Raw genomic sequence first — 13,536 nt, 5'->3', positions numbered from 1 at the left:
CCGCGGCCACGCCAACCACTTCATCCCCACATGCGGGCCCACGCGCTCCCCGCAGCAATCCAAGACCCGCCCCGTGGATTCAACAAACCCTCCACGCGAGACCCGCAATCACAACCAGGCCGCCCCGCACCAAAGACAGTCAAAAACTCAAAGACAACCAACTGGCCACACCCGGGGCCTCTGATTACCATCGAAAAGTCACACCCCACCCACAGGAGTGTCCATCATGTCTCTGGCTTCCCCCAGCGCGACACCCCAGTTGCGCCGTTACATCGCCGCGTTCAAGGAGCGCGGCAATCACATCAAGTCCAGCAAGTACCTCAACGCGCTGACCTCGGGCGACTTCGAGCGCGAGGACTTCGTGGAGGCGCAGGTCCACATGCGCACCGCGGTCGCGAACTTCTCGCGCCCCATGGCCCTGCTCCTCAGCCGACTGCCGAACGTCTCCGACAGGCTCCCCCTCCTCGAGAACGTGAACGACGAGCACGGCAGCGGAAACCCCCGCGATGCCCACGACAACGCCTTCTGCCTGCTCCTGGAGCGCCTGGGCGCGTCGCGCGCGCGGGTGGAGCGGTGTCGCCCCTGGCCGGAGATCCTCGCCTTCAACACGTCCCTGGCGGGCACGGCCTGCTTCGAGTCCGTCCACTTCGGCATGGCGGTCTTCGGAATGATTGAAGACCTGTTCGGCACCATCGCCCTCGTCACGGGCGAGAGCATCGTCAAGCACGGGTGGCTCGCACGGGACCAGATGGTCCACTACCCGCTCCACTCCACGCTCGACAACAAGCACGCCGATGACTTCTATCGCTTCCTCGACGGCCCCTATGAATCGGACCCGAAGCTGGCGAGGGACATCGAGCAAGGGCTGGCGCTCGGCGCCCACCTCATCATGAACCTCTTCGACGACCTCTACCGGGCAAGACACCGCCGCGCGAACTGACGTGGGTACACCCCACGAGCGAGAGGAGCACCCCAGCGGTGCTCCTCCCTCGCACGCTCCATGACTACGCCGCCGCCGCGCGCGCCTGCTCCACCGCGGGCAGGAGCACTGACTTCGCCCACTGGGCCAGCGTCGTGGCCGTGGTGGTCTCCGCGCTGCGCGGCTCCGCGGGGTCCATGCGCCCCTCGCCCACGGCCTGGTACATCTCCGCCAAGAGCCCCACCAGGAAGTCGGGCAGGCCGTACCCCGCCATCGCCTTGCGGAAGTCATCGATGGAGATCTGCACCGCGCTCACCGGCCTGCCGGACACCTCCGTGAGGATGCGCGCCACGTCCGTGTACGACAGGTGCGCGGGGCCGTGCACGCCGATGATGCGCGCGCCCTTCCAGCCCGCGTCCAGCAGCACGTCCGCCGCCTTGCGCGCGATGTCCGCCACCGCCACCATGGGCAGCGCGCGCGTCAGGGAGATGGGCACGAACAACGAGCCCGCGCTCGCCAGCGTCTGCACCGACTGCAGCAGGTTCTCCATGAAGTAGCCCGGGCGCAGGATGGTGACGTCCGCGACGGCGGCCTTGAACGCCTCCTCCACCGCCAGGAGCGCGCCCACCGGGCCCGTGCCCCGGCCCGTCTGCGCGCCGATGCTCGACAGCACCACCACCCGCTTCACGCCGTGCTGCTTCGCCTTGCCCGCCGCCACCCGCGCCGTCGCCTCCGCCCACTCGATGAAGTCCGGCCGCGTCGCCGGGGGCGTCAGCCAAAAGACGGCGCTCGCGCCCGCGAAGGCCTTGTCCAGCACCGCCGCGTCATCCGTGGAGCCCTCCACCACCTTCGCGCCGCGCTTCACCAGGTCCTCCACCTTGCGCGCGTCCCGGCTGATGAGCGTGAGCTGCTTTCCCGCGTCGAGCAGCGCGTGCGCGAGGGGACGGCCAATGTTTCCGTTCGGGGTGTTGATGACGATGCTCATGGGCGGCTCCAGTGACTTCGAGATGGTCAAAGGATGCGCCCGGTCCCACCATGAGGCGACCGCATGTTACTCATATGCCCATGAGCGCCATGCATACCGCCCGCCGCAAGGCCCGCGCCCCCAGACGGCCCCGTGCCCCCCGCGCCCCCGAGCCGAGCCCGCCGGCGAGCCCCGACCTGGACCTGGCGAACATCAACCTCAACCTCGCCGTGGCGCTCGACGCGCTGCTCACCGAGGGCAACGTCACCCGCGCCGCGGCCCGCGTGGGCATCACCCAGTCCGCCATGAGCCACGCGCTCAGGCAGCTGCGCGAGCTGCTCGGGGACGCGCTGCTCATCCGGGGACGTGGTGGCATGGTGCGCACCCCGCGCGCCGAGCAGCTCGCCGCGCCCCTCCACCGGGGCCTGCTCGAGGTCCAACGCGCCCTGCGCAACGAGTCCGTCTTCGACCCCAAGGCCTCCTCGCGGCGCTTCATCATCGCCACGACGGACTACTTCGCCTCCGCGCTGCTCCCGTCCCTCCTGGAGCTGATGGACACCGAGGCCCCCCAGGTGGACCTGGTGGTGCGCCCCCTCGTCATCCCCCAAATCGAAGCCCAGCTGGAGAGCGGTGAGCTGGACCTGGTCGTCGGCGCCTACCCGGAGCCGTCCCCCGTCCTGCGCCAGCAAAAACTCTTCACCGAGCACTTCGTCTGCGTCGTGCGCCGCGACAACTCCGTGGTGAAGCAACGGTTGGACCTGGAAACATTCCTGCGACTGCCGCACGTGCTGATGAGCCCGCGCGGCGAGGGCGTGGGCTCGGTGGACGTCGCGCTGCAGAAGCTGGGTCGCACGCGACGCATCGGCGTGCGGCTGCCATACTTCCTCACCGCGGCGCTGGCGGTGACGCGCACCAACCACGTGCTCACCGCGCCTCGCCGGCTCGCCGAGCTGTTCGTCGAGCCAGGCCACCTGCGCATCCTCCCTCCCCCGGTGGAGCTGGCCCCGTTCGACGTCCTGCAGGTCTGGCACGAGCGTTTCGACGGCGACCCGGCCCACCGGTGGCTCCGGGGGATGATGCTCCGCGCCGCCGCCGCGCCGCGTAGCAACCGCTAACCCCTGGACTCTCCACGACTTTTTCTCGGCGAGCAGTCGTGCTGTCGCTCGCCGACAGGGGCACTGAACGCCGATTCACCTGTGGGCGAGCATGCGACGGGCCGACCGGTGTAGGGTGCGACCCTATGACTTCTTCCGAGAAGCTGATTTTCACGCAAACCGTGGAAGCGCTCTTCCTTCGCGCTCTCGAGAACCGGCTCACGCCCGCGTGCCGCGAGCACCTGCGTCGTGCGGGGCTGGACCTCGAGCAGAAGCTGGAGCGGACCTACACGTTGGAGCAATGGAAGGAGTTCCTTCGCATCGCCGCGGGCCACGTCTACGGCGGCGTTCCCGCCGAGGCCGCGTACTACTCGCTGGGCGAGCGCTTCATGGACGCCTACTTCGGGACCTTCTTCGGTCGCGCGCTGCTGGGCGTCGTCCGGCTCGCCGGTCCCCGGAGGATGCTGCTGAGGGCGGGGATGGGCTTTCGCGCCGGCAACAACTTCAGTGTGGTCGAAATCGTCGAGCGCAGCCCCACTTTCCTGGAGCTGCGGATGAACGACGTGCTGGCGGACCTGCCCACGTTCTCCGCGGGGCTCCTGGCCCGGGCGGTGGAGCTGTGTGGAGGCTTCCGCGTGGTGGTGCTGCCAGAGGAGTTCGACGGCACCGCGTCGACGTTCCACATCCGCTGGGCGGAGGTGACGGCGGAGGCGGCCATGCCTCCTCCTGATGATGGCTCGGCGGGCGCGTCGCGTCCTCGCGCCTGAACGAACCGAGTCCCGCGCGCCCCCCTGTCGCAATCCGCCAGGGTGGCGCGCGGAACGCCATGCTCGTGCAGCTTGCGAGCGGGCGCGTCGACGGCCCCGGGAGCACGCGCTCCCGAGTGAGGCCGCGCCGCCCTCCCCCACGTCCCCCCGCTGGCATCCGCGCTGCAATCGCTGAGTCCCGAAGTGGAGGACTCATGGACGGCAATGGCGGTGATGTGGTGGGGAAGCTCGAGCGTGGCGCGCTCTGGGGTTGGGGCCTGGTGATTCTGGTGGCGGCGGTGCTCGCGGGGGCCGGGGTGTGGCACGGCCTGCTGCATGGCGCACCGGATACGCCCGCCGCGCCGCTGCCCATCGCCCAGGCACCCAAGGCACTGGACCGGGGCCCGGACGCGCCGCTGCCGCCCGCGACGGAGATCGACGCGCTCCTGCGCTCGCGGCTGGCGGGGGCCTCGTCCCAGCGTGAGTTCGGCGTGTGGCTGCGCGAGGCGGACCTGCTGCGCCGCTTCGTCGCCGTGGTGTCGAACATGGCCAGCGGCGAGAGCCCTCGGGCGGTGGTCGGCTTCCTGGCCCCCGCCGGTGAGTTCCAGGTCCGCGCCCAGGAGGGGCGCACGCACATCGCGAAGCGGACGTACGGCCGCTATGACGCGGTGGGCCGGGTGGTGGGCAGCCTGGACTCGACGCTGCTGGTGGACACGTACCGCGAGGTGCGGCGGCTGGCCGAGCGCCTCCACCAGGAGAGCGCGCCGCCGGGCAGCTCCTTCGAGTCCACGCTCCAGCGCGCCTTCGAGCAGGTGCTCGCGGTGCCGGTGCTCGACGGTGACGTGGAGGTGATGGCCCGGGGCGCGCTGTACGTGTACGTGGACCCGGCGCTGGAGGCGCTCACGCCCGCGCAGAAGCACCTGCTGCGGATGGGCCCGGCCAACCTGCGCCTCATCCAGGGCAAGGTCCGCGAGGTGTCGCAGAAGCTCAACCAGCAGGCCTCGAGGCCCTGAGTCCTCCGTTACCGCCCGAGCCGGGCACCGAAACGACGTCCGGGCGCCCGGAGCAGGGGCGACCCGGCGGGCAACATCCCCCTCCTCGGCGCGGGATGTTGCTATCTGCCCCCATGCGCCTCTCCCTCCTGCCCGTCCTCTTGTTGTGCACGGCGCTCACCGGCGTCATCGGCGGAGCCGTGTATTTCATCCAGCGGGACAGGCAGGCGCTGGTGGACCAGTTCGCCCGGGAGCGCCAGGCCCAGCTGCGCGAGGCCGCGCGCGGGGTGTCGGAGGCGCTGGAGGACGTGGGGGAGGACCTGCGCTTCACCGCCGAGCTGCTCTCCCAGCCGGGCTCGCCCGAGGAGCACCGCCGGGAGCTGCGCGCGCTCCTGGAGGCGGTGGGGCAGTACAAGGCCATCGTCGTCTTCGGCCCCGAGGGTGACGAGCGCCTGCGCCTGCTGGACCGGCGCACCGGTGAGTCCATCGCCCGGCAGTACCCCGCCCAGGCGCTGGCCCTCACCGCGAAGAGCGCGCTCGAGGGGCCCGAGGGGCACATCGCGTCCTCACCGCCGCTGAGCGGGGATGTGTCCGGGTGGCTGCGGGCCTTCGCCACCGCGCTGCCGGAAGACTCGCCGGGCGGAGGGGGCGCGGTGGTGGTGCTGGTGGACGCCGAGCCCCTCTTCGCGCCGCTCAAGCTGCTCACCGCGGAGAGCGACACCCACCTGTTGTTGCTGGGCGCGCACGGCACGCCCACCGCGCTGAGCGCGCCGATGCTGGCGGCGCGCTATCAGCGGCCCGGCACCGACACGCCCGGGCTCACGCTGCTGAGCCAGCGCCTGCGCGAGGGTGAGGCGGGCTCGCTCGTCATCGACCGCGCCGAGGCGATGGCGCTGGGGCTGGGCGACGCGGAGGTGGTGGCGAGCTTCGCCCCGGTGGGCATGAAGAACGGCGCGCTGTGGCCGCTGGCGTCGCTGTCCTCCACGCGCGGGCTGCGCTCGCACGAGCGGAGCCTGGTGCTGCGGCTGTCGTTCGCGGCCTTCCTGTTCTCGTCGTTCCTCATCGCCTTCGGCGTGTACGTGGTGCTGGCGCGCAGCCGCGCGGTGGCGCTCCAGGAGAGCCTGCGGCACGCCAGCCGCCTGGCCCACCTGCACGACAAGACGCAGAAGATCCTCGACCACATCCCCACGGGCGTGCTGGCGCTGTCCACGTCGGGCCGCATCACCTCCGCCAACCAGGCGCTCAGCTCGCGGATGCCGAAGGACGTGGTGGGCTCCACGCTCGCCGCGGCCTTCCCCCAGGCCCACGCGCCCGTCATCCAGCGGCTGGAGGAGCTGGTCAACGCCGCGGGCCAGGACAACCGCGTGCGCAGCCTGCACGCCGAGCCGCTGCGCCTGTTCGAGTCGGAGGGACAGTACAACGTCCACGCGGTGCCGCTGGAGCCGCACCAGCCCGACGTGCGCACGCTGCTGGTGCTGGAGGACCTGAGCAACCTGCGCGCGCTGGAGGGGCAGCTCTTGCGCGCGGAGAAGCTCGCCACCGTGGGCGTGCTCGCTGCGGGCATCGCGCATGAAATCGGCACCCCGCTGGGCGTCATCCGCGGCCGGGCCGAGTACGTGCAGGACAAGCTGGGCCCGGAGCACCCGCAGTCCCCGGGCGTGGGCGCCATCGTCGAGCAGATCGACCGCGTCAGCCGCACCATCCGCCAGCTGCTGGACTTCTCCCGGCTGCAGCCCGCCGAGTCGCGCGCGGTGACGTTGGGGCCGCTCGTCCGCAGCGTGCAGGAGCTGCTGCGCGTCGAGGCGGAGCGGCGCCACGTGGACCTGCGGCTGGACGTGTCCCAGCCCCTGCCTCCGCTGGCGGCGGACGCGGACCAGCTCCAGCAGGTGCTCGTCAACCTGCTGCTCAACGCGTGCGACGCGTGCGAGCCCGGAGGCCAGGTGCGCCTCACCGCGACGCCGGGCGAGGCGGACACGTCCGGCGCCTGGGGGCGCGTGTGCATCACCATCGAGGACGACGGGTGCGGCATCGCCCCCCGGCACCTGCACCAGGTCTTCGACCCATTCTTCACCACCAAGAAGCGCGGCCTGGGCACGGGCCTGGGACTCACCATGGTGGCGCACATCGTGCGCAACCACGGTGGACGCATCGAGCTGGACAGCGCGCCCGGTCAAGGCACGCGAGTGATGCTGCAGTGGCCCGCCGCGGCCCCCGCGCGAGAGGAGCAACATGTCGGTTAGAGCCCGGGTCCTCGTCGTCGACGACCACGTCGAGATGGGGCAGATGCTGCAGGAGCCGCTGGCGGACGCCGGCTACACGGTGGACGTGGCGTCCGGGGGCGCGGAGGCCATCGCCCAACTGCGCGCCGCCGTGTACGACGCGGTCATCTGCGACCTGCGCATGAAGGACGTGGACGGCTTCGACGTGCTGGAGGCCGCGCGCAAGCTGGACCCGGACCTGCCCGTGCTGATGATGACGGCCTTCGGCGGCGTGGAGAACGCCGTGGAGGCGATGAAGCGCGGCGCGTGGCACTACTTCGCCAAGCCCTTCCGCCTGGACGAGGTGCGGCTGTACGTGGGCCGGGCGCTGGAGCAGCGGCGCATGCGCGCCGAGCACCGCACGCTCAAGCAGCAGGCGGAGGACCGGGGCCGGCTGGGCGCCATGGTGGGCCGCAGCGGCGCGATGCGGGCCCTGTACGCGCTGGTGGAGCGCGTGGCCTGGTCCAGCGCGCCGGTGCTGGTGCGGGGTGAGAGCGGCAGCGGCAAGGAGCTGGTGGCCAGGGCGCTGCACTTCGAGGGCACCCGCCGCGCGGGCCCCTTCGTCGCCGTCAACTGCACCGCCCTGCCCCACGCCCTGCTGGAGAGCGAGCTGTTCGGACACGTGAAGGGCGCCTTCTCCGGCGCGACGAGCGCGCGGCGGGGGCTCTTCGTGGAGGCGGACGGCGGGACGCTGTTCCTGGATGAAATCGGGGACATGGCGCCGGAGCTCCAGGCGCGGCTGTTGCGCGTGCTGGCGGAGGGCGAGGTGCGGGCGGTGGGCGCGGATGGCTCGCGCACGGTGGACGTGCGGGTGGTGGCCGCGACGCATCAAGACCTGGAGGCCCGGGTGAAGGAGGGCCGCTTCCGCGCGGACCTGTTCTACCGGCTCAACGTGGTGACGCTGCGGGCGCCGCCGCTGCGGGAGCGACCCGAGGACATCCCCGCCCTGGCCGAGCACTTCCTGGAGCAGGCCCGGGCGCGAAACCCGCGCTCACCGGTGCAGCGCTTCGACCAGGAGTCGCTCGCGGCGCTGTGCTCGCTGCGCTGGCCGGGCAACGTGCGCGAGCTGGAGAACCTGGTGGAGCGGCTGGTGGTGCTGGGGACCCGGGACGTGGTGGACCTGGAGCAGCTGCGGCCGCACCTGGCGGAGGGGGGTCCGGAGCCCCACCCGCTCCTGGAGGCCCAACGCGAGGTCATCCCCTTGCGCAAACTGGAGAGCGAGTACATCTCTTGGGCCGTCGCGCGCTGTGGCGGGAACAAGACACGGGCGGCGGAGCTGCTCGGAATCGACGTCTCCACGATTCACCGGCGCGAGCGTTCGGAGGGCAAATAGCCATGGGCGGCTTGGCGTTTCGCAACACCGGCTGAGCGTCGCCGGGGACGTCCCGAGTGAGGACACCCCGGCACGGCGCATGCTCAGCACGAGGCCATGCGCCCCTTCCTCTCGCTTCTCGTCGTCGTCCTCGGTCTGGTGGGTTGTGCCGCGAAGCAGCCCATCTCCACGGTCTCCACCGACTCCCAGCCCCCCCATGCTCCGGTGGCCACGCGTCCGGAGCCGGAGCGTCCCTCAGCGATGACCCCGAATCCCGACACGGACCTGCACCCCATCCGCCTGGAGCCCGTCTACTTCGAGCTCGACTCCACGACGCTGCGCCCGGAGTTCCGCGACACGCTGACGCAGCTGGCGGACGACCTTCGCCAGCGGCCGCAGGCGAAGGTGAGCATCACCGGGCACACGTGCGAGCTGGGGACCACGGAGTACAACCTGGCGCTCGGTCAGCGTCGGGCCTCGGTGGTGCGCGACTACCTGCGCCGGCTGGGGGTGGAGCCGTCGCGGCTGTCCACCCTGTCCTACGGCGAGGAGCGGCCACTCTCCACCTCCGAGCTGGAGAAGAACCGCCGCGCGGAGCTCCAGCTCTCCGGCGGCTACCTGAACTGACGCGGGGCGCCCCGTCGTGACGCGGGCGTGACGGGCCGGGGGCTGGAAACGACGACGTCCGCCACGGGCAGCGGATGCCTGGGCGGACGTCCTCGAGACTCGTGCTGGGTTTTCGTGGGGCGGGTCAGTCCAGGCCGCGCAGCAGCTTCGACTGGGCGAAGGCGGCGAGCTGCTGGGTGTTGAACTTGCCCTGCGCGATGTCGCCCACCGCGGTGGCCGCCGAGCGGACCGTGTCGACGGTGTCCGCGAGCTTGCCCACGCTGGAGGCGCCGTTGAACAGGCTGCTGACGCCGGCCAGGGGGCCACCGGCCACCATGGACAGGCCGTTGTCGATGAACTTGTCCGCGAAGGGCTTGGCCAGCTGGCCCAGGCCGAACGGGAGGTTGTCGAGCGCCTTGCCGACGATGTCCTTGAGGGGGCCGGAGATGGCGCTGAGCGCCTTGTCCAGCAGGCCCGAGACGGAGCTGAGCGCCTCGGAGACCTTGCCCACCACATCACTGAGGCCCTTGGCCAGGCCGCTGAGGCCCTGCGCGAGGCCACCCAGGCCGCTCAGGCCCTTGGACAGCCCACCGAGCGCCTTGCCCAGGCCGCCCAGCGCGTTGCTGATGCTGTTGGCCGCCTTGCTCGCCGCGTCCGCCGCCTTGCTCGCGGCGTTGCTGGCGCTGTTCGCACCGTTCGTGCCGTTGCTACCACCTGCGCCACTGGAGCCGCCGACAGACATGGGATTTCCTCGGTAGAAATGATTATCCCCATTATCGGAGGAGCACGGAGGAAGTTGCCTCCAAGGTAGGTTCAGAGGCGATCAGGCCCCCGGGGGACGTGCTTGAGGAGGGCCTTGCGGGTCTCCTCGTCGACCTCGACCTGGGACTGGTTCTCGTCGCCGCGGAGGGAGGGCTTGCCCGCACCGGGGGCGGGCTTGGACTCGAAGCCGCTGTAATAGGCCGGCGGGGGGCCCAGGCCGAGCTCGCCCCGGGCGGCGCCCAGGAAGAACTCGCCGACCTCCTCGATGCTGGCGGGCTCGTAACCGGACTGCTTGAGGATTTCGTCGGGGACGACCTGGAGGACGGGCTCCTTCTCCGGGTGCTGGGCGTAGTCGAGGACGAGCTCGACGTAGGCGGCCAGCTCCATGCCCACGGACTTCGCGATGCGCTGGGTGTCGGGGTCCGCGAGCAGCTCGGCGCGGACGTTCTCCACGGGACGCTTGAGGCGGGGCTTGGACTCGGACATGGAATCACTCCAGGCAACGCGGGTGACTCCCGAGGTTAGACGGACCTCGGAGCAAGCTCCAGCCTGTCTGAAATTCCAGCGATTACGACGTCACGGGACGGGGCATGGCCAGGTGGAGGAGCGGATAGGGCCGGCCCTCGCCGTCGGTGGGGCTGCGGCCCGTCTGGACGAAGCCGCAGTGGAGGTAGAAGCCCACGGCGCGGGGGTTCTGCTCGTTGACGTCGACGGTGAGCGGTCCGCGCGTGGAGACGTGGGCGAGGAGTCGTCGCCCCAGTCCGCCTCCAATGACCTGGGGGTCGACGAACAGCATCTCCACGTGGTGTCCGCTCATGCCGATGAAGGCCACGGGCCGCGTGTCCTCACAGGCGACGTGCACCTCGACGGCGGGGAGATAGACGGGCCCGAGCTTGCGGTGGATGTCCTCGAAGTCCGCGTCGCTCAGGAAGTCGTGCGTCTTGCGGACCGCGCGGCTCCAGATGTCCACGAGCGCGTCGGTGTCGGAGGGCTGGAAGGGGCGGATGGTCATGGCTCGCGGGGGGACGCGACTCGCCCGGCCTCCTGACATTCAGGGCTGGACGTCGTAGACGTTGCGCACCCGCCCCCCACCCCGCTCCAGTTCGACCTCCAGGCGCCGCTGGCTCTTGAGCAGCATGTACGTCTCCATGGCCTTCTCCAGCGAGTCGAGCTGCATGCCATTGATGCGCTGGAGGACGTCCCCGTTCTGGAGGCCGAGCTTCTCGTAGAGCGAGCCCTTCCGGATGGAGAGGACCTTGAAGCCTTGCGCCTTCCCGTCCTTGAACGCCGGCACCATCCGCGCGTCCGAGAGCGTCGAGCCTCCCGTCCAGCGGTCGAGCTCCAGATACCGCCCCGGGACTTCGTAGGTGTGCTCGCCCACGCGCCGGATGTCCGCGGCTCCGGTCGAGGGCGGACGCGGCATCGGCGAAGCGGCGCCCGAGGGGCCTCCCCGGTCGATGACCTCGCGTCGCCCCTGGACCGTGACGATGACGCACTCACGCTCGATGGCGACGACCTCCGAGTCCTGGAGCACATCGCCCACGCGCAGGCTGCGCACCCGCCGACTCTCCAGGTCCTCCACCGACGCGAGCGACCAGTGCGCCTCGCGTGACATCAACGTCCCCACCAGCCTCGCGCGCCGTGCGCCAGGCGGCGGGCCTGCATCTCCCCCGGGGACACCGGGCGTCGGCAGGGCCACTCCCAGCAGCCTCGACAGCGTGTCCTCACTCAGCGGTGCGCGTGCCGCCCCTGGAGTAACCCGGATGGGGCGAGCGCTCGACGCCTCCCAGCCAGGAACAGGCGCGCTGAGATGAAACTCGGTGAACACGTGGACGATGCGCGACAGCAGGAACGCGACCGCGAGGATGAATGCGCCATGCAACCACCACGAGTGCCGCTCCAACCAATGTCTCATCGGGCCCGACCTCCTCCCCTCCAGGGGTGAAGCAGGGACTGAGCAAGCACGAGGCCAGGAGGGCTCCACCTCCCGGCCTTCAGAGGGACCCGCGCGGAATCACCGCGCGGCCCGGGACCTCGCGCCCGAACAGGCTGTCACGGGGACAAGGGGCCACCGAGACAGAGTGTCACGGTGGACGCTTGTATCAACGTCGCGGTATGGGACGGACTCCACCCCGAGCGGAGTCAGGCATGTTCATCATCTACGGAAGCTCGGCGAAGCAGCAGGAACTCGGGGAGCGTCCCGCCCTCTGCCGGGATTGCCAGCGGGAGACGCCCCACCGACTCCAGCGGCACTACAGCGTCGCCCACGTCTTCTGGTTCCCGCTCTTCTCCCTGAGGACGAAGTACGTCCTCGCCTGCTCCCGCTGCAACCTGCACTCGGAGGTGCCGGAGCAGTCCATCGGCCACGTGCCGACGAAGCCCGTGCTGCACCGCCTGGGAGGTCTCTTCCCCCTTGGCGCCCTGCTCTTCTGCTGCGTCGGATTCCCTGTGGTCGGCGCGGTGACCTCCGCCGTCACCGGCACGCAGGACGGCACGGAGGTCCAGGAAGAGCGCCACGGCTTCGACCAGCGCTTCCACGCCCAGGCCGAGGACCTCGCCCTCCAAGAGGCGCTTCAGTCCGCGTTCGAGGATGCGGGCCACACGTCCATGTCCGTCACCGCCGCCTCCGCGGCCGTGAAGGACCAGGGCATCAGGGTCATCACCGCGCGCTCCACCCACCTCAAGAAGGTGAGCAACCCGGACCGCGTGAAGCTCCTCGAGTTGATGCAGCGGACCGCCGACCAGCGCTTCGAGAAGGACGAGGTCTTCGTCGGGCTCCAGGGCAAGCTGCTCTGGGGCGGCTACGCACACCGCCTCCCGGGTGGCGCCTGGCAGCACGTCGTCAAGAGCACCACCACCAGCCCCAAGGCCGCGGCCTTCGAGGCGCTCCTCCAGCTCGAGGCCCAGCAGCCCTCGGAGTCGCCCGACGCGCTCCCGACGCCCGTGGCGGACGACACCGCCCCCTAACGCGCCTGACGCAGCGGCTCGCCAGGAGCCTCGAGTGAGTCCAGGAACGCGAGGATGCGCCGGGCACAGTCCGCCGGGTCCTCCAACGGGAACAGGTGCCCGCCGGGAGCCTCCTCCAGGCGGACACCCGGGATGACCCGCCGGGCCTTGGCGAAGGCCGAGGCGGCCAACGTGCGCGTGCGTGCCCCTCGAACGATGAGCGTGGGCACGGAGATGGAGCGCAGCGACCGCCACATCCCCTTCGGCGTCGTCTCGAAGACGCGGGCCTCCCACTCCCGCGGGATGGTCAGCTGGAAACCACCCTCGGGAGCCTCCGTGAGCCCATACGTCACATAGTCCTGGAAGCACGCCTCGTCGAAGGCCGCGAACAGCGGCTTCTTGCGATAGACGGTGTAGGCCAGCTCACGCGTGGGCCAGTGCGCGCGACGGCGGCGCGCCAGGCTCGCGGGAGGCACACGGCTTCGCTGTCCGAGCAGCGTCAGCACGTCCAACACCAGCTTGCGCATCCCGGAGAACAGCACCGGGTCCAGGGTGACGACGGCGCGGAAGAGGCTCGGGTCCTTCACGGAGGCGAGCAGCGTCGCCACGCCGCCCATGCTGTGCCCCACGCCGACGATGCCCTCCAGCTTCGCGGCGCGGAGCGCGCCGATGAGGTCATCCGCCATGTCGTTCCAGTCCCGCATCGACAGCGGATCCGAGCCGGGGACGAGGCACCGCGAGCGCACCGTCACGACGTGGAAGCGAGGCTTCAGCCGCTCGATGAGCTGGCGATAGGTGCCTGGGGGAAATCCGTTGGCGTGCGCCAGGTGCAGCACGGGGCCGGTGCCGCCCCAGTCATCCAGTTGAAGGGCCTCGCTCATGCCCCTCCCGGATATCCCGAACAGCCCCGGTTGTCTGCCTCGACGACAGCTCCCCA

Annotated in this window: 14 protein-coding genes; 8 read left to right on the top strand and 6 right to left on the bottom strand. The window is 70.7% G+C overall.

The window, feature by feature from the left end:
• The first annotated feature begins 226 nt into the window (after positions 1–226).
• Positions 227–940 (top strand): iron-containing redox enzyme family protein, encoded by a 714-nt coding sequence (locus VZQ01_RS35615; protein WP_223785356.1) that lies wholly within the window; start codon positions 227–229, stop codon positions 938–940.
• Between the two features lie 64 nt (positions 941–1,004).
• On the opposite strand, the gene VZQ01_RS35610 is transcribed toward VZQ01_RS35615, so the two are convergent.
• Complete coding sequence (locus tag VZQ01_RS35610; protein WP_426745870.1) at positions 1,005–1,904, bottom strand: NmrA family NAD(P)-binding protein; 900 nt, start codon at positions 1,902–1,904, stop codon at positions 1,005–1,007.
• Positions 1,905–1,984: 80 nt separating this feature from the next.
• Here VZQ01_RS35610 and VZQ01_RS35605 point away from each other — a divergent pair, with 80 nt between their 5' ends.
• From VZQ01_RS35605 to VZQ01_RS35580, 6 genes are all read left to right on the top strand, one after another.
• Positions 1,985–2,998, top strand: coding sequence for a LysR family transcriptional regulator (locus VZQ01_RS35605; RefSeq protein ID WP_223785358.1), 1,014 nt, complete (start codon positions 1,985–1,987; stop codon positions 2,996–2,998).
• A gap of 125 nt (positions 2,999–3,123) precedes the next feature.
• Positions 3,124–3,744 (top strand): DUF2378 family protein, encoded by a 621-nt coding sequence (locus VZQ01_RS35600; RefSeq protein ID WP_223785359.1) that lies wholly within the window; start codon positions 3,124–3,126, stop codon positions 3,742–3,744.
• Between the two features lie 194 nt (positions 3,745–3,938).
• Entirely contained in the window at positions 3,939–4,736 is a 798-nt protein-coding gene (locus VZQ01_RS35595; RefSeq protein WP_223785360.1) for a DUF3014 domain-containing protein, read from the top strand.
• A 113-nt stretch (positions 4,737–4,849) separates the two neighbouring features.
• Positions 4,850–6,955: a two-component system sensor histidine kinase NtrB gene (locus VZQ01_RS35590; RefSeq protein ID WP_426745869.1), complete on the top strand. Its 2,106-nt coding sequence runs from the start codon at positions 4,850–4,852 to the stop codon at positions 6,953–6,955.
• Positions 6,945–8,306 carry a sigma-54-dependent transcriptional regulator gene (locus tag VZQ01_RS35585; RefSeq protein ID WP_426745868.1) on the top strand — a complete coding sequence of 454 codons (1,362 nt, stop codon included), beginning with the start codon at positions 6,945–6,947 and terminating at the stop codon, positions 8,304–8,306. Before VZQ01_RS35590 ends, VZQ01_RS35585 begins: the two co-directional genes overlap by 11 nt.
• A 96-nt stretch (positions 8,307–8,402) precedes the next feature.
• Positions 8,403–8,912 carry an OmpA family protein gene (locus tag VZQ01_RS35580; protein WP_141332159.1) on the top strand — a complete coding sequence of 170 codons (510 nt, stop codon included), beginning with the start codon at positions 8,403–8,405 and terminating at the stop codon, positions 8,910–8,912.
• A gap of 124 nt (positions 8,913–9,036) precedes the next feature.
• Here the strand turns inward: VZQ01_RS35580 and VZQ01_RS35575 are convergent, their stop codons facing one another.
• The 4 genes from VZQ01_RS35575 to gspC form a co-directional block, all read right to left on the bottom strand.
• A complete protein-coding gene (locus VZQ01_RS35575) occupies positions 9,037–9,633 on the bottom strand; it encodes a hypothetical protein (RefSeq protein WP_426745867.1) in 597 nt (198 codons plus the stop codon).
• 71 nt (positions 9,634–9,704) lie between these two features.
• Positions 9,705–10,139 carry a hypothetical protein gene (locus VZQ01_RS35570; RefSeq protein WP_046714694.1) on the bottom strand — a complete coding sequence of 145 codons (435 nt, stop codon included), beginning with the start codon at positions 10,137–10,139 and terminating at the stop codon, positions 9,705–9,707.
• Positions 10,140–10,221: 82 nt separating this feature from the next.
• On the bottom strand, positions 10,222–10,665 hold the full coding sequence (locus tag VZQ01_RS35565) for an acetyltransferase (RefSeq protein ID WP_426745866.1): 444 nt from the start codon (positions 10,663–10,665) through the stop codon (positions 10,222–10,224).
• A 39-nt stretch (positions 10,666–10,704) separates the two neighbouring features.
• Positions 10,705–11,568 carry a type II secretion system protein GspC gene (gspC, locus tag VZQ01_RS35560; protein WP_426745865.1) on the bottom strand — a complete coding sequence of 288 codons (864 nt, stop codon included), beginning with the start codon at positions 11,566–11,568 and terminating at the stop codon, positions 10,705–10,707.
• A 233-nt stretch (positions 11,569–11,801) separates the two neighbouring features.
• Between gspC and VZQ01_RS35555 the strand changes: the two genes are divergently transcribed.
• Positions 11,802–12,620, top strand: a complete 819-nt coding sequence (locus VZQ01_RS35555; protein WP_408889925.1) for a zinc ribbon domain-containing protein — start codon at positions 11,802–11,804, stop codon at positions 12,618–12,620.
• Here the strand turns inward: VZQ01_RS35555 and VZQ01_RS35550 are convergent.
• Positions 12,617–13,480 carry an alpha/beta fold hydrolase gene (locus tag VZQ01_RS35550; protein ID WP_267700388.1) on the bottom strand — a complete coding sequence of 288 codons (864 nt, stop codon included), beginning with the start codon at positions 13,478–13,480 and terminating at the stop codon, positions 12,617–12,619. The two genes, VZQ01_RS35555 and VZQ01_RS35550, sit on opposite strands and share 4 nt — an antisense overlap.
• Positions 13,481–13,536 lie beyond the last annotated feature (56 nt).

The sequence above is a fragment of the Myxococcus faecalis genome, assembly GCF_050039385.1.
Lineage (GTDB): Bacteria > Myxococcota > Myxococcia > Myxococcales > Myxococcaceae > Myxococcus > Myxococcus fulvus.
This window is presented reverse-complemented; position numbering and strand designations above follow the sequence as displayed.

What these genes read in the sequence shown, in the direction of transcription:
- VZQ01_RS35555 (WP_408889925.1), top strand. Translation starts at nt 11,802, where the DNA reads ATGTTCATCATCTACGGAAGCTCGGCGAAGCAGCAGGAACTCGGGGAG.
- VZQ01_RS35575 (WP_426745867.1), bottom strand. Translation starts at nt 9,633, where the DNA reads ATGTCTGTCGGCGGCTCCAGTGGCGCAGGTGGTAGCAACGGCACGAAC.
- VZQ01_RS35565 (WP_426745866.1), bottom strand. Translation starts at nt 10,665, where the DNA reads ATGACCATCCGCCCCTTCCAGCCCTCCGACACCGACGCGCTCGTGGAC.
- VZQ01_RS35605 (WP_223785358.1), top strand. Translation starts at nt 1,985, where the DNA reads ATGAGCGCCATGCATACCGCCCGCCGCAAGGCCCGCGCCCCCAGACGG.
- VZQ01_RS35580 (WP_141332159.1), top strand. Translation starts at nt 8,403, where the DNA reads ATGCGCCCCTTCCTCTCGCTTCTCGTCGTCGTCCTCGGTCTGGTGGGT.
- VZQ01_RS35615 (WP_223785356.1), top strand. Translation starts at nt 227, where the DNA reads ATGTCTCTGGCTTCCCCCAGCGCGACACCCCAGTTGCGCCGTTACATC.
- VZQ01_RS35600 (WP_223785359.1), top strand. Translation starts at nt 3,124, where the DNA reads ATGACTTCTTCCGAGAAGCTGATTTTCACGCAAACCGTGGAAGCGCTC.
- VZQ01_RS35610 (WP_426745870.1), bottom strand. Translation starts at nt 1,904, where the DNA reads ATGAGCATCGTCATCAACACCCCGAACGGAAACATTGGCCGTCCCCTC.
- gspC (WP_426745865.1), bottom strand. Translation starts at nt 11,568, where the DNA reads ATGAGACATTGGTTGGAGCGGCACTCGTGGTGGTTGCATGGCGCATTC.
- VZQ01_RS35585 (WP_426745868.1), top strand. Translation starts at nt 6,945, where the DNA reads ATGTCGGTTAGAGCCCGGGTCCTCGTCGTCGACGACCACGTCGAGATG.
- VZQ01_RS35595 (WP_223785360.1), top strand. Translation starts at nt 3,939, where the DNA reads ATGGACGGCAATGGCGGTGATGTGGTGGGGAAGCTCGAGCGTGGCGCG.
- VZQ01_RS35590 (WP_426745869.1), top strand. Translation starts at nt 4,850, where the DNA reads ATGCGCCTCTCCCTCCTGCCCGTCCTCTTGTTGTGCACGGCGCTCACC.
- VZQ01_RS35550 (WP_267700388.1), bottom strand. Translation starts at nt 13,480, where the DNA reads ATGAGCGAGGCCCTTCAACTGGATGACTGGGGCGGCACCGGCCCCGTG.
- VZQ01_RS35570 (WP_046714694.1), bottom strand. Translation starts at nt 10,139, where the DNA reads ATGTCCGAGTCCAAGCCCCGCCTCAAGCGTCCCGTGGAGAACGTCCGC.